The following is a 24877-nucleotide window of genomic DNA, read 5'->3' as shown; positions in this document are numbered from 1 at the left end:
CCGGGCAATGGCGATTGCTTGTGCCACCCAGGACTGGCCGGCGAATGCCGGTCATGTCCCGCCTCAGCCGGAGGCGATCAGGCCTGCTCGCCCATGTATTCGCGCAGCGTCTCCGGCGAATGGTTCTCGCCGATCGACATCGCCAGAATGCGCGAGATGTGCCGGCGCGGCAGCCCGGTCGCCGCGGACCATCGGTTGATCTGCGCCTGGATCTTGTCGAGATCCCGCTTCGAAGTCGGGCTTTCGGCGATGTCGAGACCGGCGTCGCGCAGCGCCGCCGCCATGTCGGCGGAAACAATGAAGGTGTCCCACTCCAGCCAGCGCAGAAAATACTGGCCGGTGTTGCCGCCGAGCCTGCTGCCATGCTTGCCGAGATAGGCGGTCAGCCCGACCTGGTCGTCGGCCGGCCAGTCGGCCAGGAACTTGCCGAAGCCGCCATGTTCCTTCGAGACGCGGTCGACGAAAGCCGCGTTGTCGCGCACGGATTTGATCTTTTGCGGGTTGCGCACGATGCGCTTGTCGGACGCCAGCTCGTGCCAGAAGTCGTCCGGCTGGAACAGGAGCCGCTTCGGCTCGAAGCCAAGGAACGCCTCCTCAAAACCAGGCCATTTCTGCTCGATCACACGCCAGACGAAACCGGCGGCAAAGATGCGCTCGGCCATGGTGGAGAGGATGCGGTCGTCATGAACTTTCGCCACGGCAGTGTTGTCGGGCATGGGTCCGAGCAGCGACGCCAGCGCCTCTTCACCGCCCTTGCGTTTTGCCGCCCGGGCACGAATTTGCTGGAAGTCGGCCATTTCCGCCCTCGCCTGTTCCGACCAATCTATCACTTCCCGTCAGGCTCGGTAGCCTCTACCTCTATAAGCAATTCCAGGAAAAGTGCGCAGCGGTTTTCCGTCCGGAATTGCGTGAGATAAGTGAGCAATCTCAGGAAAAACGCGCAGCGGTTACCATCCGGATTCTTGGAAACGCGGGCCTGACGACGGAGAGGACGATGAACAAGACGGTCGAGGATCTGTCGAACCGCTGGCTGAAACGACAGCCGGACGGTCTCTCTCCTCTAGAGAGCCGCGTGCTCAAGTCGACGCTGGAACGCACCACCATCACTAGGGACACCAACAAGGCAGTCGCCTTTCATCAGAGCTATGGCGATCGCGTTGCCGACACGATCGCCCGTATCGGCGGCTCATGGTCCTTCATTCTGGGCTTCATCGCCTTTCTGGTGCTGTGGACCTTTGGCAATGTCTGGCTCTTGTCGCGGAACGCCTTCGATCCCTATCCCTTCATCTTCCTCAACCTCGTGCTCTCGATGGTCGCCGCCTTGCAAGCACCGGTGATCATGATGTCGCAGAACCGCCAGACCGAGCGTGACCGCATCGACGCCGCCCATGACTATGAGGTCAACCTGAAGGCCGAGATCGAGATCATGGCGCTGCATGAGAAGCTCGACGAACTGCGCCACAGTGAGCTCATCGGCATGCGCGACGAGATCCTGCGCATGGCCGAGCAGATCAGGCGGATCGACGAAAAGCTGTCGGCGCGGTCGGCGGGCTGATGACCGAGGCCATCCATCGTCTCATCGAGCAATACGGGCTGATCGCGGTCTTCCTCGGTTGCGTCGCCGAGGGCGAAAGCGCTGCCATCCTCGGCGGCTTCTTCGCCCATCAGCACATATTCGTGCTCTGGCAGGCTTTCCTGGCCGCCTTTCTCGGCGCCTTCGCCGGCGACACGGCTTTCTTCACCCTCGGCCGCAGCTTTGCCGATCATCCCTATGTCGTCAGGCTGCGCAGGCGGCCGGGTTTTCGCCGCGCCTACCGGCTGCTCAACACCCACCCCAACATCTTCGTGCTGACGAACCGCTACATCTACGGAATGCGCCTTGTCGGCGGCATCGCCGCAGGGCTGTCGACCGTGTCGGTGCCGCGCTTCGTCATCCTGAACGCCATCTCGTCGGCCGTCTGGGCAACCCTCTTCGGCACCCTCGGCTATGTCTTCGGGCTTGGGGCGGAGCGCATGGTCGGCCAGGCATTTGCCCGCCATGAACGCGTGCTCGTCGCCCCCGCCGTCGGCATCGCTGTGGCCGTCCTCGCCGGGCTGGTTGCCCGCCACTTTGCCGGAAGGGAGCGCGCAAAGGACGCAAAAGAGGATCAGGCCGAATCCTAAGCTGTCGGACCGATGCCTCCCGGTCAGATCGGCGCGCCGATGATGCGCTCGATGATGGCAATGCCCCACACGGCGCCCGCGATCACGATCGAAATCAGCACCGCCAGCGAGCCGCAGTCCTTGGCGAGTTGGATGTCGATGTGGAACTCGCGGGAGATCGCGTCGCACGCCGCCTCGATGCCTGTGTTCAGCACCTCGACCAGGATCATCAGCAGAACCGCGCCGATCAGCAAGGCGTAGCCGCGCCAGGATACCGAGATGAACCAGCCGGCCGGCAGAGCGAGCGCAAGCAGCATCAACTCCTGCTGGAACGCCTTTTCGTGAGCAGCCAGCTTGCGGAAAGCCCGCACCGAATTGATGAAAGCGTCGATCAGCCGCTGCATGCCCAGCCCCGTTTCGAATCACCGTGAGGGGATATCGCAACAGCCGGGTCAAGGGAATAAGGCAGGCGGCCCAAAAGTCACTCGACCGCGACCTTTATCGACGGCGTCGACTTGTCGAACTGCGGCAGGCCGTCGTCGATTGCATAATAGTCGCCCTTGTCGCCGACGAAGATGTGGCTTTCGGCCGAAAGCCCGGTCGGCTTGTCGAACGAGCCGGCCATGATGGAGATCGTGTCGAGCTCGTTGTGCTTCCAGAACAGCACCGAGCCGCAGCTGCTGCAAAAACCGCGTTTCGCTATGTCGGACGCGCCGTACCAAGCAAGCGCGTCGGCCCCCTCGATGTCGATGTCGGCGTCCCTCGAAGAAGTCGCTGCAACGAAATGGCCGGTTTGCTTGCGGCACTGCGAGCAGTGGCAATAGACCACTCCGCGCAGCGCTCCTCTCGTCGTGAAGCGCACCGCTCCGCACAGGCACGATCCAGTGTGATTTTCCCCCATCCCGGCCTCCTTCAACGCCATTCACCTCGAGCGCGCCGGACAAGATTCCAGTTTTGCGCTCGTCCGGCGCAGGCAAATGCGACACCGAAGCGGCGCGTTTCAAAAGCTGCGCCTGCACCGCAGTGCAACCTGAAGCAGCAAAAACGGTCTGGAAACGCCCGCCATTAAGGAAACTTTAGCGCAGCTGCATTTATGGTTCCTGCAGGCGATGGTCGTGTTGGGGACGCGGCCTAGCATCGCAATTCTGATTCGATCCCCATATTGGCGGCTCCCGGCGGTGGCAGGTCTCCGGTCGCGCACTGAAGGGGGTAGTGAACAGACTATGCAGCCGGCAGCCGTCCCGAGCGACAGAAATGGCGACATCGCCAGCACCGTTGTGGCGACCATGCGCCAGCTCGGCCTGCTCGGCCTGCCGCGCAACTACGAAATCTTTTATGAAGCGCTGAGCGGCAGCAATCACGAGCTCAGCCTCGCTGTCGTCTCGTTGAGCAATCGGCCGACGCAAGAGGATCTCGATCGCATCGGACGCACCTTCTTCCCGCAGCACCACGGGCCTGCGATCGTCGAACACGCCCGCGAGGTGGTCGCCAAGGAGCTTGAGGACGTCGCCGCGCTGCTGCGCAGCGAGCGCAGCCATATCGAAAAGTACGGCCGCATCCTCGACGAGACGTCGAGCGGCCTGAGCAATCGCAGCCTGCTTTCCCAGGATCTGCTGCAAAAGATCGCCGGCGCGATGTCTGCCGCCACCAGTTCGACGCTGGATCACAACCGCCAGATCGCGAGCACGCTCAGCGAAAAGACGGCCGAGCTTGAGAGCGTCAAATCGAAGTTGGAGGAATACAAGCGGCTCGCCAATACCGATCCGCTGACGCAGATCTGGAATCGCCGTGCCTTCGACAAGGAAATCACGCGCATCTACAACAGCAACCGCGGTATCCTCTTCAACGCGCTCATCCTTGCCGACATCGATCGCTTCAAGGACATCAACGACCGTTACGGCCATCCGGTCGGCGACAAGATCATCCAGATCATCGCCGAAATCTTGCAGTCCAGCATCCGTGCCGACATGTTCGTGGCGCGCACCGGCGGCGAGGAGTTCGCGCTGATCGTCGAAGGCGCCAGCGAGGATACCACCTATGAAATCGCCGAGCGCATCCGCGCGCTTATCGAACAGACGCCGTTCACAAGCAGCCAGACCGGGATGAACTATGGCACGGTGACTGTCTCGATGGGCATTTGCATGGCTTCCGAGGCCGACACCCCCGAAGACCTCTACACCAAGGCCGACCGCGCGCTCTACCGCTCCAAGATCGGCGGCCGCAACCGCGTCACCAGGCATTCCACAATGGCCGGCCGTGCCGGCAAGGGCTGGCTGCTCTACAAGAAGGACTGAGGGCACATTGGACACCCTTTCCAAATGAATTTCTATGGATTATATTTTCCACGGAAATGAAAGGGTGCGCTAATGCCACGTCCAGTCGCTGCCGCGACGGCGGCAGAAAATGCCGTCATCACCAAGGCCACGCTGCGCGCGGCCGACCTGCTCGAGATCACGGCGCGAACGCTTGCTCTGGTCATCGGCGTCTCCGAGGCGACGGTCTCGCGCATGCGCAAGCAGGAGTTCCTGCTCGAGCGCGGCACCAAGCCGTTCGAGCTTGCGGTGCTGTTCGTGCGGCTGTTCCGCTCGCTCGACGCCATCGTCGGCGGCGACGAGACGGTCGCCCGGGCATGGCTGAAGAACCCGAACACGGCGCTCGACGGCACGCCGCTCGAAAAAATCCTGACCATTGCCGGACTTATCGATGTCATTGCCTACCTGGATTCCCGACGCGCTCTCGTCTGAGGCCGTCAGGCTCGAAGGCAAATATTGGCGGATGGTCGAGGCGCAGCATCGCGTCTCGACCCTGAAGCTCGTCGACAGGCTCGACGAGCAGGGCCTGCTCGAAGACCTCATCGAGGAAAGCAAGCCGCGGATCCCGCTGGAATGCCGCCATCTTCACTATCTTCTGGCGACGCCCTTCCGCTACGGCTCGATTTATCCGTACGGCTCGCGCTTCCGCCGCGCCGGCAAGACCAAGGGCGTCTACTACGCCGCCGAGACGGTGCTGACGGCAGTGGCGGAAATGGCCTTCTACCGCTTGCTGTTCTTTGCGGAATCACCGCAGACGCAATGGCCGAACGACGCGGCCGAATATACCGCCTTTGCCGCGGCGATCAGATGCGAGAAGGCCGTCGACCTCACGCGGCCGCCGCTCGACCGCGACGAGAAGGCTTGGACGGATCCGACTGACTATGCCGCCTGCCAGGCCATCGCCGACGTGGCGCGCGAGGCGGGGATGCAGGCCATCCGCTACCGCTCGGCGCGCGATCCGAAGGGCGCCAACATCGCGCTCTTGACGTGCAGCGGTTTTGCCAAGGCCAAGCCGCTGGAGCCTCATACCTGGCGCATCCGCATCGGCTCGTTCGGGGTCCAGGCAGTCTGCGAATTTCCAGACAGGCGGCTGGAATTGTCAAGGACGAGCTTTGTCGATCCGAGGCTGGCGAATATGCGCTGGGAGCGCGGGCGCTACAGCGCGAAGACGAAGACGTTGGTGACCCAGATGTTGAGCGCGTCGACAAGCAGCGTCGTGCCGGCGCCGGCATGGCCTGCCAGCAGCTTCTGGACCAGAAAGACCAGCGAGCCGCAATTCATGATGCTGATGACGCCGGTCATGACCAAGGCGGTACGGCGGATGAAGACGCGAAACCGGCCGATCGCATACCAATGCTCGTGATCGACGGCCTTCTGAGTCGCCATTTGCGTCCAGGCCGTTGCGATCGACAAAGGCACGAGCAGCGCCGCCTCGATCGCGGGCGCGAGCCAGCGCGGACCGAAGGACAGGTCGTTGATGACCAGAAGCTGCAGGCAGATGACGACAAGCACCGCCGCCCGCGCCGACCAGAAGTCGATCGCGCGGTGATGAACGATGGCATGCTCGTGGCGCATGGGGGGACCTGTGTCGTGTGCGCGGTTTTCGACCGCGGGCGACACCTCCACCTCAATCTTGGTCTTGCGATGGTCGCGTAACTATAAATTTTCGTAAGGTTTCGGCGGCCGGCGCCTCGCAGGATCGGCCCAAACGAAAAGGGCGTCGGACTTTGTCCGACGCTCCGGTTCGATCGCTGGCAAGCGGCTTAGGCGTTGGCGGCTTGCTTGTGCTGGATCGTATGGCTTTTCTTGAGCAGATCCGAGACCAGGAAGGCCAGTTCGATCGCCTGGTCGGCATTGAGGCGCGGATCGCAGTGGGTGTGATAGCGGTCCTGCAGGTCTTCCGCCGTGATGGCCCGGGCGCCGCCGGTGCACTCGGTGACGTTCTTGCCGGTCATCTCGACATGGATGCCGCCCGGATGCGTGCCTTCGGCGCGGTGCACCTCGAAGAAGGTCTGCACTTCCTTCAGGATACGGTCGAACGGCCGCGTCTTGTAGCCGGCCGCCTCGATCGTGTTGCCATGCATCGGGTCGGAAGACCACACCACGTTGCGGCCCTCCTTCTTCACCGCCCGCACCAGCTTCGGCAGATGCTCGGCGACCTTGTCGGAGCCGAACCGCGCGATCAGCGTCAGCCGTCCGGGCTCATTCTCGGGGTTGAGCAGGTCGATAAGCTCCAGCAGGCCGTCCGGCGTCAGCGACGGACCGCATTTCAGGCCGAGCGGATTCTCGATGCCGCGGCAATATTCGACATGCGCATGGTCGGGCTGGCGGGTGCGGTCGCCGATCCAGATCATATGGCCCGAAGTCGCGTACCAATCGCCGGAAGTCGAATCGACGCGGGTCAGCGCCTCCTCGTAGCCGAGCAGCAGCGCCTCGTGGCTGGTGTAGAAATCGGTCTCGCGCAGCGCGAAATTGGTTTCCGAGGTGATGCCCACCGCGCGCATGAAATCCATCGTCTCGGTGATGCGGTTAGCGAGCGATTCGTATTTCTCGCCTTGCGGGCTGTCGGCAACGAAGCCCAGCATCCAGCGATGCACGTTTTCCAGGCTGGCATAGCCGCCTTGCGCGAAGGCGCGCAGGAGATTGAGGGTCGCCGCCGACTGGCGATACGCCATCTCCTGCCTTGCGGGATCCGGGATGCGCGACGCGGCGTCGAACTCGATGCCGTTGATGATGTCGCCGCGATAGCTCGGCAGCGTCACGCCGGCCTTGGTCTCGCTGTCGGAGGAGCGCGGCTTGGCGAACTGGCCGGCGACGCGGCCGACCTTCACCACCGGCTGCGCGCCGGCGAAGGTGAGCACCACCGACATCTGCAGGAAGACGCGGAAGAAGTCGCGGATGTTGTCGGCGCCGTGCTCGGCGAAACTCTCGGCACAGTCGCCGCCCTGGAGCAGGAAGGCCTCGCCGGCGGCGACCGCCGCCAGTTGCTTCTTCAGCTTGCGCGCTTCACCGGCAAACACCAGCGGCGGATAGGTGGTGAGCCGGGCTTCCGTGGCCTCCAGCGCCGCAAGGTCCGGATAGGCCGGAACCTGCTTGATCGGCTTTGCTCTCCACGAATTCGGCGACCATTTTGTCATCGCTGCACCCAAAACTCTTCAGAGCAATTCCAGGAAAACTGTGAACGGTTTACGTCCGGAATTGCGTCAAAACAAACTGGCGAGCGGTCTCGCCCGCCATTCCCGCCCCAAATCAGAGGTCGCGGCTCCTTACACGAAGCCGATTTTCTATTCTAGCCGGGAATTTCAGCAGTGGCGAATGCCTTGAACTGCTCGGATGCCGGTGTGAAGCCGTCAGGCAGCTTTGTCGACCAGCCGCGCCAATTGAGTCATGACAACAGCCGAGCCGGCCAGGCGCTTTTCGGCATTCGGCCAGTCACGCATGAAGACGACGCTGTGGTCAGCCCTGATCTTGGCCAGCGAGCCCTGTTCGCCGATGAATTTAACCAGTCCGACCGGATTGGGGAATTCGCGCTTGCGGAAGTGGATGACGACGCCCTTGGGGCCGGCATCGAGCTTCTCGACATTGGCCTTGCGGCAAAGCGCCTTGATAAAGACGATCTTTAACAGATGCGTCACTTCTTCCGGCAGCGGCCCGAAACGGTCGATCAGCTCGGCGCCGAAGCCGTCGATCTCCTCGGTGGTCTCCAAGTCGCCAAGGCGGCGGTAGAGCGCCATCCTGAGCTGCAGGTCCGGCACATAGCTCTCCGGGATCATCACGGCGGTGCCGACCGCGATCTGCGGCGACCATCCTCCATCCAGCACTTCGCCGGAATCCTTCACTTCGGCCACCGCCTCCTCCAGCATCTGCTGGTAGAGCTCGAAACCGACCTCCTTGATGTGGCCTGACTGCTCCTCGCCGAGGAGATTGCCCGCGCCGCGGATATCGAGGTCATGGCTGGCAAGTTGGAAGCCAGCGCCGAGCGTATCAAGCGACTGCAGCACCTTCAGCCGGCGCTCGGCCGTGTCGGTGAGCTTGCGGTTGGCCGGCAGCGTGAACAGCGCATAGGCGCGCACCTTCGAGCGGCCGACGCGGCCGCGCAACTGATAGAGCTGGGCCAGACCGAACATATCGGCTCGATGGATGATCAGCGTGTTGGCGGTCGGAATGTCGAGGCCGGATTCGACGATGGTCGTCGACAGAAGCACGTCGTACTGGCCGTCATAGAAGGCGTTCATGATGTCGTCGAGTTCACCAGCCGGCATCTGGCCGTGGGCGACCGCTACTTTCAGCTCCGGCACGGATTCTCTCAGGAAATCATGGATTTCGGCAAGATCGCTGATACGCGGCACGACATAGAAGGAATGGCCGCCGCGGTAGCGCTCGCGGAGCAGCGTCTCGCGGATGACCAGCGGGTCGAAGGGCGAGATGAAGGTGCGCACCGCCATGCGGTCGACCGGAGGGGTGGCGATCAGCGACAGCTCGCGAACACCGGTCAGCGCCAACTGGAGCGTGCGCGGAATTGGCGTCGCCGAAAGTGTCAGCACATGCACGTCATTCTTGAGCTCCTTCAGCCGCTCCTTGTGCTTGACGCCGAAATGCTGCTCCTCGTCGATGATCAGCAGGCCGAGATTTTTGAAGGAGATCGAGCTACCGAGCAGCGCGTGCGTGCCGACGACGATGTCGACCGTGCCGTCGGCGACGCCCTTCTTGGTCTCGGCCAGTTCCTTGGAGCCGACCAGGCGCGATGCCTGCGCGACGCGGATCGGCAGGCCGGAAAAGCGTTGCGAGAAGGTCTTGAAGTGCTGCCGCGACAGCAGCGTCGTCGGCACCACGACGGCGACCTGGAACCCTTCCATCGCCGCGATGAAGGCGGCGCGCAGCGCCACTTCCGTCTTGCCGAAGCCGACGTCGCCGCAAACCAGCCGATCCATCGGCTTGCCGGCGCCGAGATCGTCCATGACGGAATCGATCGCCGTCTGCTGGTCGTCGGTTTCTTCATAGGGAAAGCGCGCCGCGAACTCGCCATAAAGGCCGTCGGCCGGAATCATGGCGGGTGCTGCGCGCATCTGCCGCTCGGCGGCGATGCGGATCAATTGCCCGGCCATGTCGAGCAGCCGCTTCTTCAGCCGCGCCTTGCGCGCCTGCCAGGCGCCGCCGCCGAGCTTGTCGAGCGGCGCTTCCGCCGAATCCGAACCGTAGCGCGACAGGAGCTCGATGTTTTCGACCGGCAGGAACAGCCGGTCGTCGCCGGCATAGTGGATTTCGAGGCAGTCATGCGGTGCGCCGACCGCTTCGATGGTGCGCAGACCGACGAAACGGCCGATGCCGTGGTCCACGTGAACGACGATGTCGCCGGATGACAGCGACGACGCTTCGGCGATGAAGTCGGAGGCACGCTTTTTGCGCTTGGAGCGGCGGATCAGCCTGTCGCCGAGAATGTCCTGTTCGGCGACGACGACCATGCCGTCGGTCTCGAAGCCGGATTCGAGCGGCAGCACGGCAAGCCCCGCCTGCCCCGGCTCGAGCTTTTCGACCTCGGCAAGCGTAGCGACGGGTTTCAGGTTGCCGAGATGGTGCTCGGCCAGGATCTGGCCGAGGCGGTCGAGCGAGCCCTCGGTCCAGCCGGCGACGATGACGCGGCGGCGCGCGGCGCGCTCCTCGGCAATATGCTTCACCACCACGTCGAAGACATTGCTGTTCGGGTCGGCGCGCTCCTCGGCGAAGCTGCGGCCTTGCCGCGAGCCCGCATGGAAGACCTTCTTGCCGCCGACATCGGGTGCGTCGAAGACGGTGAAATCGATGTCCTCGCGCGGTCCGAGCGAGGCTTTGAGATTTTCCGGCGAGAGATAGAGCAGATCCGGCGCCACCGGCTTATAGGGCACGGCATCCTTCAGCCCGCCGTCAGCCTGCTTCCGCCGCGCCTCATAGTGATCGAGGATCAGCGTATGGCGCTCGGCCAGCGCCTCATGCGCGAGATGATCGAAGATGACCGGCGCGTCCGGCAGATAGTCGAACACCGTCTCCAGTTGCTCGTAGAAGAAAGGCAGCCAGTGCTCCATGCCGGCAAAGCGCCGTCCTTCGCTGACGGCTGCATAGAGCGCATCGTCACGCGACGGCGCGCCGAAGGCTTCGATATAGGAGCGGCGGAAGCGGCTGATCGTTTCCGGCGTCAGCGCCACCTCGCTCATCGCCTGCAGCGCCATCGACTTGCGCTGGCCGGTCGTGCGCTGGGTCGCCGCGTCGAAGACGCGGATCGATTCCAGCGTGTCGCCGAAGAAGTCGAGCCTCAGCGCCTCGCTCCAGCCGGGCGCGAAGAGGTCGAGAATGCCGCCGCGCACCGCGAACTCGCCGACGTCGCGCACGGTCGGCACGCGCTCGAAACCGGAATTCTCCAGCCGCGCGATCAGCACGTTCATGTCGATCTGGTTGCCGGGCTTGGCGTGGAAGGTCTGCGCCTCGATCAGTTCGGCCGGCGGAATGCGCTGCAAGAGCGCATTGGCCGTCGTGAGGATAACGGCGCGGTGCGGCTTTTTCGCCAGCGCAACGATGGCGGAGAGCGCGTCGAGGCGCCGCGCGGCGGCATCCGCGCCCGGCGAGACACGATCGTAAGGCAGGCAGTCCCAGGCAGGCAGTTCCAGAACCGGCAGGCCGGGAGCGGCAAAGGCGAGCGCATCGATGATCGCCGGCAGCCGCTGGCCGTCGCGCGCGACGAACAGCACCGGCTTGTCGGGCGCGATCTCCTGCGCCGTCCGCGCCAGCGCGAAAGCTTCGTAACCGTCAGCGACGCCATCGACGATGAACTGGCCAGCGCGGCCCTTCGGCAGGCCAATGGAGGGAATGAGACTCATGCTTCTTTCAAAATGTCATGGTCCGGCGCGACGCCAGGATCTTCTGCAGCACCGCGCAATCGATATCGGGCGGAACCGGGCGCTCGCCGGTGATCATCGGCAGGAATTCGGTGTCGGGGATTTCGAGGAGCTTTTCATATTGGTCGATTTCGTCGCCGGTCAAGGCGCCGATCTCGGCATCGGCGAAGCATCCCAGGATGAGATCCATCTCGCGCATGCCGCGATGCCAGGAGCGGAACAGCAGCTTGCGGCGGCGGACGTCCAGTCCCTCGCTTGATCGCTGTGTTTCGGTCATCGCGCTGCATCCCTGTTCGAAGCGGCGCATATAGCGTGGATAGCGATTGGTGTCAGCCTTTGCGCTGCGGCCTCCGCAACATAAGCTGACGAGATGCGTCCTTCCATCCTCGATCCCCTGTTCGTCCCGATCACCTCGCTCGCCGGCGTGGGTCAGAAGGTCGGGACCATGATCGAACGTGTCATGCCGGCCGATCTCGGCGACCGCGCCGCGCGCGCCGCCGATCTTCTGTTCGTGCTGCCCAACACAGTTATCGACCGCCGCAACCGGCCTGGGATCGCGCTGTCGGCCGAAGGCCAGATCGTAACACTCGAGGTACGGGTCGACCGCCACCAGCCGCCGCCGCGCGGCAACAGGTCCGTGCCCTACCGGATCTACGCCCATGACGACACCGGCGAGATCGCCTTGACCTTCTTCCATGCCCATGCCGCCTATCTGCAGAAGATGCTGCCTGAGGGCGAGCGCGTCGTAATCTCCGGCCGCATGGAATGGTTCAACGGCCGCCCGACCATGGTTCATCCCGACCATATCGCGCCGCTCAACGAGGCCGAGGGCCTGCCGCTGGTCGAGCCCGTCTATCCGCTCACCGCCGGCCTGTCCGCAAAAGTGTTGCGCCGCGCCATCGGACAGGCGCTCGGCCGCTTGCCGGAACTGCCGGAATGGCAGGACGACGCCTTCATGCGCCGCCACACCTTTCCGTCCTTCGGCGATGCGCTGACCCGCATCCACTATCCCAAGGACCCGATCTACGTTGCCGTCGAGGGTGCGGCCTGGCGGCGCCTGGCCTATGACGAGCTCCTGGCAGGGCAGGTGTCGCTGGCGCTGGTGCGCGCCAGAATCCGCCGCCTTTCGGGCCGCCCGCTAGTCGGCGATGGGCGCGTTGTCGAGAAACTGCGCGCTGCCCTGCCCTACAGGCTCACCCCCAGCCAGGAATTCGCGCTCGGCGAAATCAACGCCGACCTGGCCGAACCCGAACGCATGCTGCGTCTGCTGCAGGGCGATGTCGGCTCCGGCAAGACGGTGGTCGCGCTGCTTGCCATGGGGCGCGCGGTCGAGGCAGGCGGCCAGGCTGCGCTGATGGCGCCGACCGAAATCCTGGCGCGGCAGCATCTGGCGACCATCGCCCCGCTGGCGGAAAAAGTCGGCCTCAGCGTCGCCGTCCTTACCAGCCGCGAGAAGGGCCGCGAACGCGCCGAAACACTGGAAGGCCTCGCCAGCGGTGCGATCGACATCGTCGTCGGCACGCACGCGCTGTTCCAGGAGACGGTGACCTTCCACGACCTCGTGCTTGCCGTTGTCGACGAGCAGCACCGCTTCGGTGTCCACCAGCGTCTCGCCATCACCGCCAAAGGCGACGCGCCCGATATGCTGGTGATGACGGCGACGCCCATTCCGCGCACGCTGGTGCTGACCGCCTTCGGCGACATGGATGTCTCGAAGCTCACCGAAAAGCCGGCGGGCCGCCAGCCGATACGCACCGTCACTTTGCCAATGGAGCGGCTGGACGAGTTGGTCGGGCGCATGGTCGACGCCGTCGCCGAGGGTCAGAAGATCTACTGGATTTGTCCGCTGGTCGAGGAATCCGAAGAGATCAAGCTGATGTCGGCGGAAGACCGCTTCGCTTCGCTGAAGCCGCTCTTCGGCGAACAGATCGGCCTCGTCCATGGCCGCATGAAAGGGGCAGAGAAGGACGATGCGATGCGCGCCTTCAAGCAGGGCGAAACGCGCATATTGATCGCCACCACCGTCATTGAGGTCGGCGTCGACGTGCCGGACGCCACGATCATCGTCATCGAGCATGCCGAGCGCTTCGGCCTTGCCCAGTTGCACCAGTTGCGCGGCCGGGTCGGGCGCGGCGACAAGCCCTCGTCCTGCGTGCTGCTCTACAAGGATCCGCTCGGTGAGACGGCGAAGCGCCGGCTGTCAGTGATGCGAGAGACGGAGGACGGCTTCCGCATAGCCGAGGAGGATCTGAAGCTGCGCGGCGAAGGCGAACTGCTGGGAACCCGCCAGTCTGGCACGCCAGGTTTCCAGGTCGCGCGCATCGAGTTCCATGCCGACCTGCTCGAAGCCGCCCGCGACGACGCACGGCTGATCCTGTCGCGCGACCCCGAATTGCAGTCTGGGCGCGGCGAGGCGCTTAGGCTGTTGCTCTACCTGTTCGGGCGCGACGAGGCGGTGCGGCTGCTGCGCGCCGGCTGAGCCGCGCCCAGCGCCGGATTGGCAAGCGGCCCTTCGATCGGCTCGCCGTTCAGCGTCACCAGCTTGGCCTTGACCTCCGGCGCCACCATGCCGGCCGAAACGATCAGCTTGGCGCCGTCCTCGATCGTCATGTCGAGCAGCACGATCTCGGATTTATAAACATACATCAGGAAGCCTGTGGTCGGGTTCGGCGTGCAGGGCATGAACACCGCGATCAACGGATCGCCTTCCTGGTCGAGCTTCTGGTTGATCTCGGTTTCCTTCTCGCTGGCGACGAAGACCAGCGACCAGACTCCCTTGCGCGGATATTCGACCAGCCCGACCTGGCGGAACATGTCGCCCTTGTTTGACAGCACCGTCTCGAAAATCTGCTTCAGGGAGCGGTAGATGCCGCGCACCAGCGGCATGCGGCCAAGCAGCCGCTCGCCGAAATTGACGATTGCGCGGCCGACGATGTTGGCGGTCATGAATCCGATGAACGTGATCAGCACCAGCGCCACGATCAGCCCGAAGCCGGGGACAGGGAACGGCAGGTAGGTATCGGGATTGTAGCGGGCGGGAATGTAGGGCTTCACCCAGGAATCGACCCAGCCGATGAGCGACCAGGCGATGTAGGCGGTGATCGCCAGCGGCGCGCAGACGATGAAGCCTGTCAGGAAGTAATTCCTGAGCCGGGTCATGCCAGAGGTCTTCAGGGCGTCGGACATAGGATCACCGCGGCGCAGATTGCGGTTGAACTTTAGTGAACCGCAATTCGGTTTGGAACTGCGAAGTTTTTAAAGAGCGCGCTCTATGAAGCGGCTTTCAGCGTTCCAAATGGAAGCTCCTGCGTTCGCGACTGGCTGCAACCCCCCTCCCTTCGTCATCCACGCGCGGAGCAAGGAGCGAAGCGACACGGCGTAGACCCGTGGATCCATTCCGCGATGCCCGCCGAGGAGTGAAAGGGCCATCGGCAAGCCATACTTCGAACTACGGTGCCCAAAAGAAGCAGTGACAGTGCTATTCCACCGTCACCGATTTCGCCAGATTGCGCGGCTGGTCGACATCGGTGCCCATGAACACTGCGGTGAAATAGGCGAGCATCTGGATCGGCAGCGCGTAGATGATCGGCGCGATGATCTCAGGCACTTCGGGCAGGATGATCGTCTCCATCGACTTGATGCCGGCCTGGGCCGCGCCCTTGGCGTCGGTGATCAGGATGATCTTGCCGCCGCGCGCCGCGACTTCCTGCATGTTGGAAACCGTCTTTTCGAAGATGCGGTCATGCGGCGCGATCACGATAACCGGCATGTTTTCGTCGATCAGCGCGATCGGTCCGTGCTTCAGCTCGCCGCCGGCATAGCCTTCGGCGTGGATGTAGGAGATTTCCTTGAGCTTCAGCGCCCCTTCCATGGCTAGTGGAAAATTGGTGTCGCGGCCGAGATAGAGCACATCCTTGTAGCGGGACAGATCACGCGAGATGCGTTCGATCTGCTCGTCGAGCTTCAGCACCTGTGTGGCAAAGCGCGGAGCCTCGGAAAGCTCGCGCACCAGCCGCTTCTCCTCATCGCGCGAGATCGTCCCGCGCGCCACGCCGGCCCGCACTGCGAGCGAGGCCAGCACGGAGAGCTGGCAGGTGAAAGCCTTCGTCGAGGCGACGCCGATCTCCGGCCCGGCAAGCGTCGGCAGCACGACGTCGGATTCGCGCGCCATGGTCGATTCGCGCACATTGACGACCGCGCCGATCTTCATGCCGGCCTGGCGGCAGTAGCGCAGGGAAGCCAGCGTGTCGGCGGTCTCGCCCGACTGCGATATGAAGAACGCCGCGTCGTTCCCGGACAACGGCATCTCGCGGTAACGGAATTCCGAGGCGACGTCGATGTCGACCGGCAGCCGCGCATAGCGCTCGAACCAGTATTTGCTGATCAGCCCCGCCAGATAGGCGGTGCCGCAGGCCGAGAGCGCCAACCGGCCGATCTTGGCAAAGTCGAAGGGCAGATCGAGCGGCCTCGACACGCCGGAGACGAAATCGACATAATGCGCCAGCGTGTGCGAGATCACCTCCGGCTGCTCATGGATTTCCTTTTCCATGAAATGGCGGCGGTTGCCCTTGTCGACCATGAAGCTGGTCGAGAGCGACTGCTGGCGCTTGCGGTCGACCTTGTTGCCGTCGGCGTCATAGATGGTGACGCTGTTGCGACGCACTTCCGCCCAGTCGCCATCTTCGAGATAGGTGACTGCGTTGGTGAAAGGCGCCAGCGCGATCGCGTCCGAGCCCAAAAACATCTCGCCGTCGCCATGGCCGACGGCAAGCGGCGGACCGTTGCGGGCGCCGACGATCAGATCCTCGTCGCCCTTGAACATGATCGCCAGCGCAAACGCGCCCGAGAGCCGCTTCAGCGCCTGGTGCGCTGCCTGGACCGGCTTCAGCCCCTTGGCGAGCTCCCGCGCGACCAGATGCGCGACGACCTCGGTGTCCGTCTGAGAGGCGAATTTGTAGCCATCGCGGGAGAGCTCGTCGCGCAGCTCGGCGAAGTTCTCGATGATGCCGTTGTGGACAATCGCGACGCCTTCGGAAAAATGCGGATGCGCATTGGTCTCGTTCGGCACGCCATGGGTCGCCCAGCGGGTGTGGCCGATGCCGATCGTGCCTTCCAGCGGATCTTCTTTCAGCCGGCGTTCAAGATTGATCAGCTTGCCTTCGGCCCGGCGGCGGCCGAGCGTGCCATTCTCGATGGTGGCGACGCCGGCCGAGTCATAGCCGCGATATTCGAGCCGCTTCAGCGCATCGACGATCAGCGGCGCGACCTGTGAATGGCCGACAATTCCAACGATACCGCACATACGCTGCCCCCGATTCCCCGCGAAAACCCAGCGCTATTTACGGATGGCCGGCCTGCCGCGAAAGTCACTTTGCGTTTCGTTCGGTGTCACCCGGAACGGTTTTGCGACTGATGCACCATGACACGCCGCGCTTGCAATCCGGTTACTGCAAATGGTTGGTTTTTCGCGGCGCGGTGCTCGATCATTTATGGTTGGCGCCAGCGGCGCCGGCCCAGCAAAACGTCCTTTGACGATCATTCCGCGGCTCTTTTCTTCGCCGCGGCCGCCGACGCGAAGCGCTCGCGCAATTCCTTGCCTTTTCTGGGCAGCGTCTTTTGGCGGGCGCGGCCGAAGGCCAGCGCATCGTCGGGCACGCTCTCGGTGATCACGCTGCCCGAAGCGATGTAGCCACCCTTGCCGATCGTGACCGGCGCCACCAGCGCGGAGTTGGAGCCGACGAACGCGCCCTCGCCGATATCGGTGAAGAATTTGGAAAAGCCGTCATAGTTGCAGGTGATGGTGCCAGCGCCGATATTCGCCCCAGCACCGACCCGCGCGTCGCCGATATAAGTCAGGTGGTTGACCTTGGCGCCTTCCTCGATCGTCGCCTGCTTGACCTCGCAGAAATTGCCGACCTTGGCCTTTTGCCGCAGATCAGCGCCCGGCCGCAGCCGCGCGAACGGCCCGACATCGCAATTGGAAGCGATCGTGGCGCCTTCGATATGGCTGAAGGCGTGGATTTTCGCCCCTGAAGCGATCTTGACGCCCGGCCCGAACCAGACATTCGGCTCGACAATCGTATCGGCGCCGATCTCGGTGTCATGCGAGAAATAGACGGTTTCGGGCGCGATCAGCGTCACGCCGGCAAGCATCGCCTCGCGCCGCCTGCGTGTCTGCCAGATGCCTTCCGCCTCGGCCAGTTCCGCCCGGTTGTTGATGCCGAGCGCGCTTTCGAAGCTCGCCTCGGTGGCCACCACATCGAGCCCGTCCGCGCCGGCGAGCTCGACGATGTCGGTGAGATAGAACTCGCCCTTGGCATTGTTGTTGCCGACCTTGTCGAGCAGCCGAAGCGCCTGGTTGCCGGCCACCGCGATCATCCCGGCATTGCAGAAGCCGATCTTTTTTTCCGCCTCGGAGCAGTCCTTCTCCTCCCTGATGGCGACGAGACGCCCGCCCTTCTCGATCAGCCGGCCGTATCCCGTCGGATTGGGCGGGCGGAAGCCGATCACCGCAACGGCAGCACCCTCCGCCAGCTTCTGCCGCGCGGCAGCCAGCGCTGCCGCATCGATCAGCGGCGTGTCGCCGAACATGACGAGGATGTCGTCGTAGCCCTTCGCTATCGCTTCGCGCGCGGCAAGCACCGCATGGGCCGTGCCGAGCCGCTTCTCCTGCACGAAGGTCTCGGCTTTCGGCGCGAATTTCTGCACCGCCTTCCGCATCTCGTCGGCGCCGTGGCCGATCACCAGCGCCAGACCCGTTGCCCCGGCGGCCTCAGCGGCCTTCACCACATGCGCCACCATCGGCAAGCCGGCAATGGCGTGCAGCACTTTGGGTATCGCGCTCTTCATGCGCGTACCTTCGCCGGCGGCGAGGATGACGGACAGGCAGGATCTCTGGCTCATAGGGCAACCGTATGAAAGGATTCAAATCATCGCATGCTAGCAGCGGCGTGATGCTGCACCAATGCGGTTAAATTCCGGTGAGACAGCGGATCACCTGGACTCTTGATCGGCAGGTCCACAATTCGATCCTGTGCACGAAGTGGCAGATCACCCGAGCCGCCCGAGCGCCGGGAAGTTTTCCAGCAGCCAGTAGGATGCGCTCTGCACGCCACCGGTGAGAAAAAACACGCCGGCGACGACCAGCAGCGCGCCGATCGCTTTTTCCACGCGACCGAGATGGACGCGAAATTTTCCCAGGAAGCGCATGAAGGCGCCGGAAAACAGCGCCGCGATCAGGAAGGGAATGCCAAGCCCGAGCGAATAGGCGGCGAGCAGCAGCGCGCCCTCGCCCACCGTCTCGCGGCCGCCGGCTAAGGTCAGGATCGGCCCCAGCACCGGGCCGATGCAGGGAGTCCAACCGAAGGCAAAGGCCAGCCCCATGACATAGGCGGCGATCATGCTGGCCGGCTTGCCCTGCGACTGGAAGCGCGCCTCGCGCGACAAGAGCGGGATGCGCAGGATGCCGAGGAAATTCAGGCCCATGATGATGATCAGCGCGCCGGCCACCATTGCCAGCGGTTCCTGCCAGACGCGCAGCAGCCGGCCGATCGTCGAGGCGCCGGCGCCAAGCGCGACGAAGACGGTTGAGAAGCCGAGGACGAAGGCAACAGAGGCATAAAGCAGCGCGCCGCGTGCGCCTTCCCGCGCCGTCGCGCCGGCGTTGCCGCGGAAATCGTCGACCGAAACGCCGGCCATGTAGCAAAGATAAGGCGGCACCAGCGGCAGCACGCAAGGCGACAGGAACGAGATCGCCCCTGCCCCGACCGCGCTGACATAGCCGATGTCCAATGCCATTTCACGATGCCCGGGTTGTGCTGGCGCCGATATAGCGATGCCGGCGCCCTCGTGCCAATCACCATTGTGTGGCGCGTGGTCGCTAGCCGAGGAAGAAGCGGCGGCCGCTGCGCGTTCAATGGATGGCGCGCCAGTGCCGCGTGCCGTCCGCGTACCGCCGGGCCGATGCTGGTTCTGTCGGCGACTCCCCTCGGTAAAAGGCCGAACCAAGACACGATCCGTCGGTGCGCCAAAAAATGTGTTCTCCGCCATACACTCTAAGAGTGTATCGCTGTCGGCCAGTTCGCAAATTGGGCCTGTCCCCTTGACCGATTGCAAAAGCACGGCCATGTGAGCGACGAAAAGAGTGGGATTTCGTCGTGCGCCGCGGAGCTCTTCCGCCGCCTCACAGCTGATAAGAGACCTCATGGACGTCGTCGTCGTCGAATCGCCGGCCAAGGCGAAGACAATCAACAAATATCTGGGCAAGAACTATAAGGTCCTGGCCTCGTTCGGCCATGTCCGCGATCTGCCGGCCAAGGACGGCTCGGTGCGCCCGGACGAGGACTTCGCCATGTCCTGGTCGGTAGACACTGCCTCCGGCAAGCGCCTCGCCGACATCGCCAAGGCGGTCAAGGACGCCGACGGGCTGATCCTCGCCACCGACCCGGATCGCGAGGGCGAGGCGATTTCCTGGCATGTGCTGGAAGTGCTGAGGCAGAAGCGCGCGCTGAAGGACAAGCCGGTCAGCCGCGTCGTCTTCAACGCCATAACAAAGACCTCGGTAATGGAGGCCATGGCCAATCCGCGCCAGATCGATGCGCCGCTGGTGGACGCCTATCTCGCGCGCCGCGCGCTCGACTATCTCGTCGGCTTCACCCTCTCGCCGGTGCTGTGGCGCAAGCTGCCGGGCGCCCGTTCCGCCGGGCGCGTGCAGTCGGTGGCGCTGCGGCTGGTCTGCGACCGCGAATCCGAGATCGAGCGCTTCGTCCGCGAGGAATACTGGCAGATCACCGCCATCCTCAACACGCCGCGCAACGACAGTTTCGAGGCGCGGCTGACCGCCTATGCCGGCAAGAAGCTGCAGAAGCTCGACATCGCCAACAAGGCCCAGGCCGACGACATCAAGGCGATGCTGGAAGGTGCGACCTTCAAGGCGCTGTCGGTCGAAGCCAAGCCCACCAAGCGCAATCCGGGCCCGCCCTTCACCACCTCGACGCTGCAGCAGGCCGCCTCCTCGCGGCTCGGCTTCTCGGCCAACCGCACCATGCAGGTGGCGCAGAAGCTTTACGAAGGCATGGATGTCGGCGGCGAGACCGCCGGCCTCATCACCTATATGCGAACCGACGGCGTGCAGATGGCGCCGGAGGCGATCACCGCGGCGCGCGATGCCATCGCCAGCGAGTTCGGCGCGAAATACCTGCCCGAAAACCCACGCTATTATTCGGTCAAGGCCAAGAACGCCCAGGAAGCGCATGAGGCGATCCGCCCTACCGATTTCAAGCGCACGCCGGCATCGGTCAGGCAATATCTCGATGCCGATCAGGCGCGCCTCTATGAGCTGATCTGGAAGCGCGCGATCGCCAGCCAGATGCAGCCGGCCGAGATCGAGCGCACCACGGTCGAGATCGAGGCGGTCAACGGCGCCCGCACCGCCGAGCTTCGCGCGGTCGGCTCGGTCATCCGCTTCGACGGCTTCATCGCCGCCTACACCGACCAGAAGGACGAGGACGCGGAGGACGAGGAAAGCCGCCGCCTGCCCGAAATCCGCGCCGGCGAGCAGCTTGCCCGCGAGGCGATCAACGCCACCCAGCACACGACCGAGCCGCCGCCGCGCTATTCCGAGGCGTCGCTGATCAAGAAGCTGGAAGAGCTCGGCATTGGCCGGCCGTCGACCTACACGGCGATCCTGAAGACGCTCGAGGACCGCGACTACGTCGCCATCGACCGGCGCAAGCTGGTGCCGCAGGCCAAGGGCCGGCTGCTGTCGGCCTTCCTCGAAAGCTTCTTCGAGCGCTATGTCGAATATGACTTCACCGCCTCGCTCGAGGAAAAGCTCGACGAGATCTCCGACGGCAAGCTCGCCTGGAAGGACGTGCTGCGCGACTTCTGGAAGGATTTTTCGGGCGCCGTCGACGACATCAAGGAACTGCGCGTCTCAGACGTGCTCGATGCGCTCAACGACGAGCTGGCGCCGCTGGTGTTCCCCGCGCGGGAGGACGGCTCAAACCCGCGCGTCTGCCCGAAATGCGGCACCGGCAATCTGTCGCTGAAGCTCGGTAAATTCGGCGCCTTCGTCGGCTGCTCGAACTATCCGGAATGCTCCTATACCCGCCAGCTTGGCGACGCCGCCAATCCCAACGGCGAGAACGGCAACGGCGACGACGGCGTCAAGCTGCTCGGCAAGGATCCATACACCGCCGAGGAGATCACGCTCCGGAGCGGCCGCTTCGGCCCCTACATCCAGCGCGGCGAAGGCAAGGACGCCAAGCGCTCGAGCCTGCCCAAGGGCTGGACCGCCGAGTCGATCGACCATGAGAAGGCGCTGGCGCTGCTGGCATTGCCGCGCGATGTCGGCAAGCATCCGGAAACCGGCAAGATGATCTCGGCCGGTCTTGGGCGGTACGGACCCTTCGTGCTGCACGACGGCACCTACGCCAATCTCGAAAGCATCGAGGACGTGTTCTCGATCGGCCTGAACCGCGCCGTTTCGGTGATCGCCGAGAAGCATCAGAAGGGCAAGGGCGGCCGCAACGGGAGCACGCCGGCTGCGTTGAAGGAACTGGGCGAGCATCCCGACGGCGGCGGCAAGATCGTCGTGCGCGACGGCCGCTACGGACCCTACGTCAATTACGGCAAGGTCAATGCCACGCTGCCCAAGGGCAAGGATCCGCAATCGGTGACGATGGACGAGGCAATCGCCCTGATTGCCGAGAAGGAAGCCAAGGGCGGAGGCGGCAAGAAGCCGTTCCGCCGGGCGGCAAAGAAAGGATAGCACGACGTGGCGCGCAGGATCTCCGGAAGAAGTCACGGCGATCCGCGCAGCGCCGACACCAGGGCGAAGGTGGTCAAGGATGACTACCGGCCCTCGCGCGACGAAATCCTGCGCTACATCGCCGAGAACCCCGACCGCTCCGGAAAACGCGACATAGCCAAGGCTTTCGCGCTGCGCGGCGAGGACCGCATCTGGCTCAAGGATCTGCTGCGCGACCTGCAGGATGAGGGCCTGCTGACCAGGAACCGCAAGCGGCTCACCCGCGCCGGCTCCCTGCCGCATGTCGCCGTGCTCGACATTTTCGGCCGCGATAACGACGGTGTGCTTCTGGCGCATCCGAGCGAATACACCGGCCCGGGCTCGCCGCCCGTGATCGCCATCCGCATTTCGCGCGGCGCCAGCGGCCCGGTTCCGGGCATCGGCGCCCGCGTCCTCGCCAAGACCTTCCCGACCGACGATCCCTCAGGCCCCGCCTATACCGGGCGGGTCATGAAGATTTTCGAGAAGCGCAGCGAAGCCGTGCTCGGCGTCTTCCGCGTGCTGAAGGACGGCACCTTTCGCATCGAGCCGGTGGAACGCCGCCAGCCCGAGCTGATCGTCGACAAGGAATTCCAGAACGGCGCCAAAAATGGCGATCTGGTCGAGGTCGAGCCGGCGCGCGCTTCGCGCTACGGCCTGCCGCGGGCCAAGGTGCTGGCGGTGCTGGGCTCGCTGACCAGCGAGAAGGCGGTCTCGATGATCGCCATCCACGCCCACGACATACCCCATGTCTTTCCGGCCGATGTGATCGCCGAAGCCGACGCCGTGAGGCCGGTTTCGCTTGCCGGGCGCGAGGACTGGCGCGATCTGCCGCTGGTCACCATCGATCCGGCCGACGCCAAGGACCATGACGACGCGGTGTTCGCCACACCCGATACGGACGAGAAGAATCCCGGCGGCGTCATCGTCACCGTGGCAATCGCCGATGTCGCGGCCTATGTCCGCTACGGCACGCCGCTCGACCGCGAGGCGCTGAAGCGTGGCAATTCGGTCTATTTCCCGGACCGCGTCGTGCCGATGCTGCCCGAGCGCATCTCCAACGACCTCTGCTCGCTGCGCGAAGGCGAGGACCGTCCCGCGATCGCCGTGCGCATGACCTTTTCGGCGGAAGGCCGCAAGCTCAGGCACTCCTTCCACCGCATCATGATGAAATCGGCGGCCAAGCTCGCCTATCCGCAGGCGCAGGCGGCGATCGATGGCGTGCCCGACGACAAGACGGGGCCGATCCTCGAAGGCGTTCTGAAGCCCCTCTGGGACGCCTATGCCGTGCTCAAGCGCGGCCGCGACAGCCGCCAGCCGCTCGAACTGGAGCTGCCGGAACGCAAGATCCTGCTCAAGCCCGACGGCACCGTCGACCGGGTCGTCGTGCCGGAGCGCCTCGATGCCCACAAGCTGATCGAGGAGTTCATGATCCAGGCCAATGTCGCGGCCGCGGAGACGCTTGAAGGCAAGAAAGAGCCGCTCGTCTACCGCATCCACGACGCGCCGTCGCTGGCGAAACAGGAATCGCTGCGCGAGTTCCTGCACACGCTTGGCCTGTCGCTGGCGCGCGGCGCGCAGATGCGGCCCGGGCAGTTCAACGGCATTCTGGAGCGGGTGCGCGGTGCCGACAACGAGGCGCTGGTCAATGAAGTGGTGCTGCGCTCGCAGAGCCAGGCGGAATACTCGCCGAAGAACATCGGCCATTTCGGTCTCAACCTGAGACGCTACGCGCATTTCACCTCGCCGATCCGGCGCTATGCGGATCTCATCGTGCATCGCGGACTGATTGCCGCGCTCGGCCTCGGTCCCGGCGGCCTGACGCAGCAGGAAGCGGATCGCCTGGAAGAGGTCGGCGCGCTGATCTCGGCCACCGAACGCCGCGCCATGGCGGCCGAACGCGACACGGTCGACCGGCTGATCGCGGGCTACCTCGCCGAGCGCATCAACGACACCTTCGACGCGCGCATCTCCGGCGTCGCCAAGGCGGGACTCTTTGTCCAATTGCCGCAGTATGGCGCCGATGGTTTCATCCCGGTGTCAAGTTTGGACGGCGATTACTATATCTACGATGAAACCGCTCGATCGCTGTTCGGAGAGCGCACCGGCAAGGGCTACCAGCTAGCCGACCGCGTCGAGGTGCGGCTGCTCGAGGTTGCGCCGATGGCGGGCGCGATGCGTTTCGAGATGCTGAGCGACCCGAAGCCGCTGCCAGGCTCGCGACGGTCGTTCCACAAGACCAAGGGCCGCGCCCGCGCGTCGCAGTCGCGCATGGGTACCCGCGGCAGGAGAAGATGATGCCGAAGGGTATGGAAGAACAGGTTTTCGGCGGCGAGCATCATTCCGGCCGCGTCGCGCGTCCGCTGTGGACGGCAATCAAGCGCGGCATGCTTGGCCGCTGCCCGCATTGCGGCGAAGGCAAGCTGTTCGGCGCCTTCACCAAGCCCGTCGACAAATGCGGCGTCTGCGGCGAGGAGCTTCATCACCATCGCGCCGACGACCTTCCCGCCTATCTGGTGATCGTCATCGTCGGCCACATTGTGGTTGGCGCCTTCATGACCGTGGAGGCCACCACCACGCTTTCGACCTGGCAGCACGCGCTGATCTGGGTGCCGCTGACCATTATTCTGGCCATCGCGCTGTTGCAGCCGGTCAAAGGCGCCGTCATCGGCCTGCAATGGGCGCTTTATATGCACGGCTTCGGCGGCGAGAAGGACGAGTTCGAGCCGCATCCCTAAGCCTGCAGCGGTTCTGCCCTTGAGACAAAC

The 24877-nt window shown here is 64.2% G+C and carries 19 protein-coding genes and 1 pseudogene; 10 read left to right on the top strand and 10 right to left on the bottom strand.

Annotated elements, in window-relative coordinates:
• Positions 1 to 77: 77 nt before the first annotated feature.
• Complete coding sequence (locus tag CK215_RS01935) at positions 78 to 797, bottom strand: DNA-3-methyladenine glycosylase I (RefSeq protein WP_095829938.1); 720 nt, start codon at positions 795 to 797, stop codon at positions 78 to 80.
• Between the two features lie 197 nt (positions 798 to 994).
• Between CK215_RS01935 and CK215_RS01930 the strand changes: the two genes are divergently transcribed.
• A complete protein-coding gene (locus CK215_RS01930) occupies positions 995 to 1555 on the top strand; it encodes a DUF1003 domain-containing protein (RefSeq protein ID WP_095779282.1) in 561 nt (186 codons plus the stop codon).
• Positions 1555 to 2163, top strand: coding sequence for a DedA family protein (locus tag CK215_RS01925; RefSeq protein ID WP_095829937.1), 609 nt, complete (start codon positions 1555 to 1557; stop codon positions 2161 to 2163). The genes CK215_RS01930 and CK215_RS01925 overlap by 1 nt, the downstream gene beginning before the upstream one ends.
• Positions 2164 to 2186: 23 nt before the next feature.
• On the opposite strand, the gene CK215_RS01920 is transcribed toward CK215_RS01925, so the two are convergent.
• Both CK215_RS01920 and CK215_RS01915 read right to left on the bottom strand, forming a co-directional pair.
• A complete protein-coding gene (locus CK215_RS01920; protein WP_095829936.1) occupies positions 2187 to 2546 on the bottom strand; it encodes a diacylglycerol kinase in 360 nt (119 codons plus the stop codon).
• Between the two features lie 77 nt (positions 2547 to 2623).
• Positions 2624 to 3043 carry a GFA family protein gene (locus CK215_RS01915; protein ID WP_095780899.1) on the bottom strand — a complete coding sequence of 140 codons (420 nt, stop codon included), beginning with the start codon at positions 3041 to 3043 and terminating at the stop codon, positions 2624 to 2626.
• Between the two features lie 322 nt (positions 3044 to 3365).
• Between CK215_RS01915 and CK215_RS01910 the strand changes: the two genes are divergently transcribed.
• From CK215_RS01910 to CK215_RS31205, 4 genes and pseudogenes are all read left to right on the top strand, one after another.
• A complete protein-coding gene (locus CK215_RS01910) occupies positions 3366 to 4436 on the top strand; it encodes a diguanylate cyclase (protein WP_095829935.1) in 1071 nt (356 codons plus the stop codon).
• A gap of 72 nt (positions 4437 to 4508) precedes the next feature.
• A complete protein-coding gene (locus CK215_RS01905) occupies positions 4509 to 4886 on the top strand; it encodes an antitoxin Xre/MbcA/ParS toxin-binding domain-containing protein (protein WP_095829934.1) in 378 nt (125 codons plus the stop codon).
• Positions 4846 to 5604 (top strand): annotated as a pseudogene (locus tag CK215_RS01900) (RES family NAD+ phosphorylase); the annotation flags it as partial. The gene CK215_RS01905 and the pseudogene CK215_RS01900, both read left to right, overlap by 41 nt.
• Positions 5605 to 5807: 203 nt before the next feature.
• On the top strand, positions 5808 to 6110 hold the full coding sequence (locus CK215_RS31205; protein WP_170950199.1) for a hypothetical protein: 303 nt from the start codon (positions 5808 to 5810) through the stop codon (positions 6108 to 6110).
• A gap of 107 nt (positions 6111 to 6217) precedes the next feature.
• Here the strand turns inward: CK215_RS31205 and CK215_RS01890 are convergent, their stop codons facing one another.
• The 3 genes from CK215_RS01890 to CK215_RS01880 form a co-directional block, all read right to left on the bottom strand.
• Entirely contained in the window at positions 6218 to 7591 is a 1374-nt protein-coding gene (locus tag CK215_RS01890) for a 3-deoxy-7-phosphoheptulonate synthase class II (protein ID WP_067328161.1), read from the bottom strand.
• A gap of 213 nt (positions 7592 to 7804) precedes the next feature.
• Positions 7805 to 11302, bottom strand: coding sequence for a transcription-repair coupling factor (gene mfd, locus CK215_RS01885; protein ID WP_095829933.1), 3498 nt, complete (start codon positions 11300 to 11302; stop codon positions 7805 to 7807).
• A gap of 7 nt (positions 11303 to 11309) precedes the next feature.
• Positions 11310 to 11597, bottom strand: coding sequence for a succinate dehydrogenase assembly factor 2 (locus CK215_RS01880; protein WP_095829393.1), 288 nt, complete (start codon positions 11595 to 11597; stop codon positions 11310 to 11312).
• Positions 11598 to 11690: 93 nt separating this feature from the next.
• Between CK215_RS01880 and recG the strand changes: the two genes are divergently transcribed.
• Positions 11691 to 13799 (top strand): ATP-dependent DNA helicase RecG, encoded by a 2109-nt coding sequence (gene recG, locus CK215_RS01875; protein WP_095829932.1) that lies wholly within the window; start codon positions 11691 to 11693, stop codon positions 13797 to 13799.
• Here the strand turns inward: recG and CK215_RS01870 are convergent.
• The 4 genes from CK215_RS01870 to CK215_RS01855 form a co-directional block, all read right to left on the bottom strand.
• On the bottom strand, positions 13751 to 14506 hold the full coding sequence (locus tag CK215_RS01870) for a DUF502 domain-containing protein (RefSeq protein ID WP_067000327.1): 756 nt from the start codon (positions 14504 to 14506) through the stop codon (positions 13751 to 13753). The two genes, recG and CK215_RS01870, sit on opposite strands and share 49 nt — an antisense overlap.
• A 292-nt stretch (positions 14507 to 14798) precedes the next feature.
• On the bottom strand, positions 14799 to 16622 hold the full coding sequence (glmS, locus tag CK215_RS01865; RefSeq protein ID WP_095802210.1) for a glutamine--fructose-6-phosphate transaminase (isomerizing): 1824 nt from the start codon (positions 16620 to 16622) through the stop codon (positions 14799 to 14801).
• 233 nt (positions 16623 to 16855) lie between these two features.
• On the bottom strand, positions 16856 to 18223 hold the full coding sequence (gene glmU / locus CK215_RS01860; RefSeq protein ID WP_095829931.1) for a bifunctional UDP-N-acetylglucosamine diphosphorylase/glucosamine-1-phosphate N-acetyltransferase GlmU: 1368 nt from the start codon (positions 18221 to 18223) through the stop codon (positions 16856 to 16858).
• A gap of 147 nt (positions 18224 to 18370) precedes the next feature.
• On the bottom strand, positions 18371 to 19117 hold the full coding sequence (locus CK215_RS01855; RefSeq protein WP_095829930.1) for a cytochrome c biogenesis CcdA family protein: 747 nt from the start codon (positions 19115 to 19117) through the stop codon (positions 18371 to 18373).
• Between the two features lie 406 nt (positions 19118 to 19523).
• On the opposite strand from CK215_RS01855, the gene topA reads away from it, so the two are divergent.
• Genes topA through CK215_RS01840 form a run of 3 tightly spaced genes read left to right on the top strand, consistent with a single transcriptional unit; the run spans position 19524 to position 24847 of the window.
• The gene (gene topA / locus CK215_RS01850; protein ID WP_095829929.1) at positions 19524 to 22091 is read left to right on the top strand and encodes a type I DNA topoisomerase; all 2568 of its coding nucleotides are present in this window, start codon (positions 19524 to 19526) and stop codon (positions 22089 to 22091) included.
• Between the two features lie 6 nt (positions 22092 to 22097).
• Complete coding sequence (rnr, locus tag CK215_RS01845; RefSeq protein ID WP_095829928.1) at positions 22098 to 24407, top strand: ribonuclease R; 2310 nt, start codon at positions 22098 to 22100, stop codon at positions 24405 to 24407.
• Positions 24407 to 24847 carry a DUF983 domain-containing protein gene (locus tag CK215_RS01840; protein WP_095830163.1) on the top strand — a complete coding sequence of 147 codons (441 nt, stop codon included), beginning with the start codon at positions 24407 to 24409 and terminating at the stop codon, positions 24845 to 24847. The genes rnr and CK215_RS01840 overlap by 1 nt, the downstream gene beginning before the upstream one ends.
• The last annotated feature ends 30 nt before the right edge of the window (positions 24848 to 24877 follow it).

The sequence above is a fragment of the Mesorhizobium sp. WSM3864 genome (assembly GCF_002294955.1).
GTDB lineage: Bacteria > Pseudomonadota > Alphaproteobacteria > Rhizobiales > Rhizobiaceae > Mesorhizobium.
This window is presented reverse-complemented; position numbering and strand designations above follow the sequence as displayed.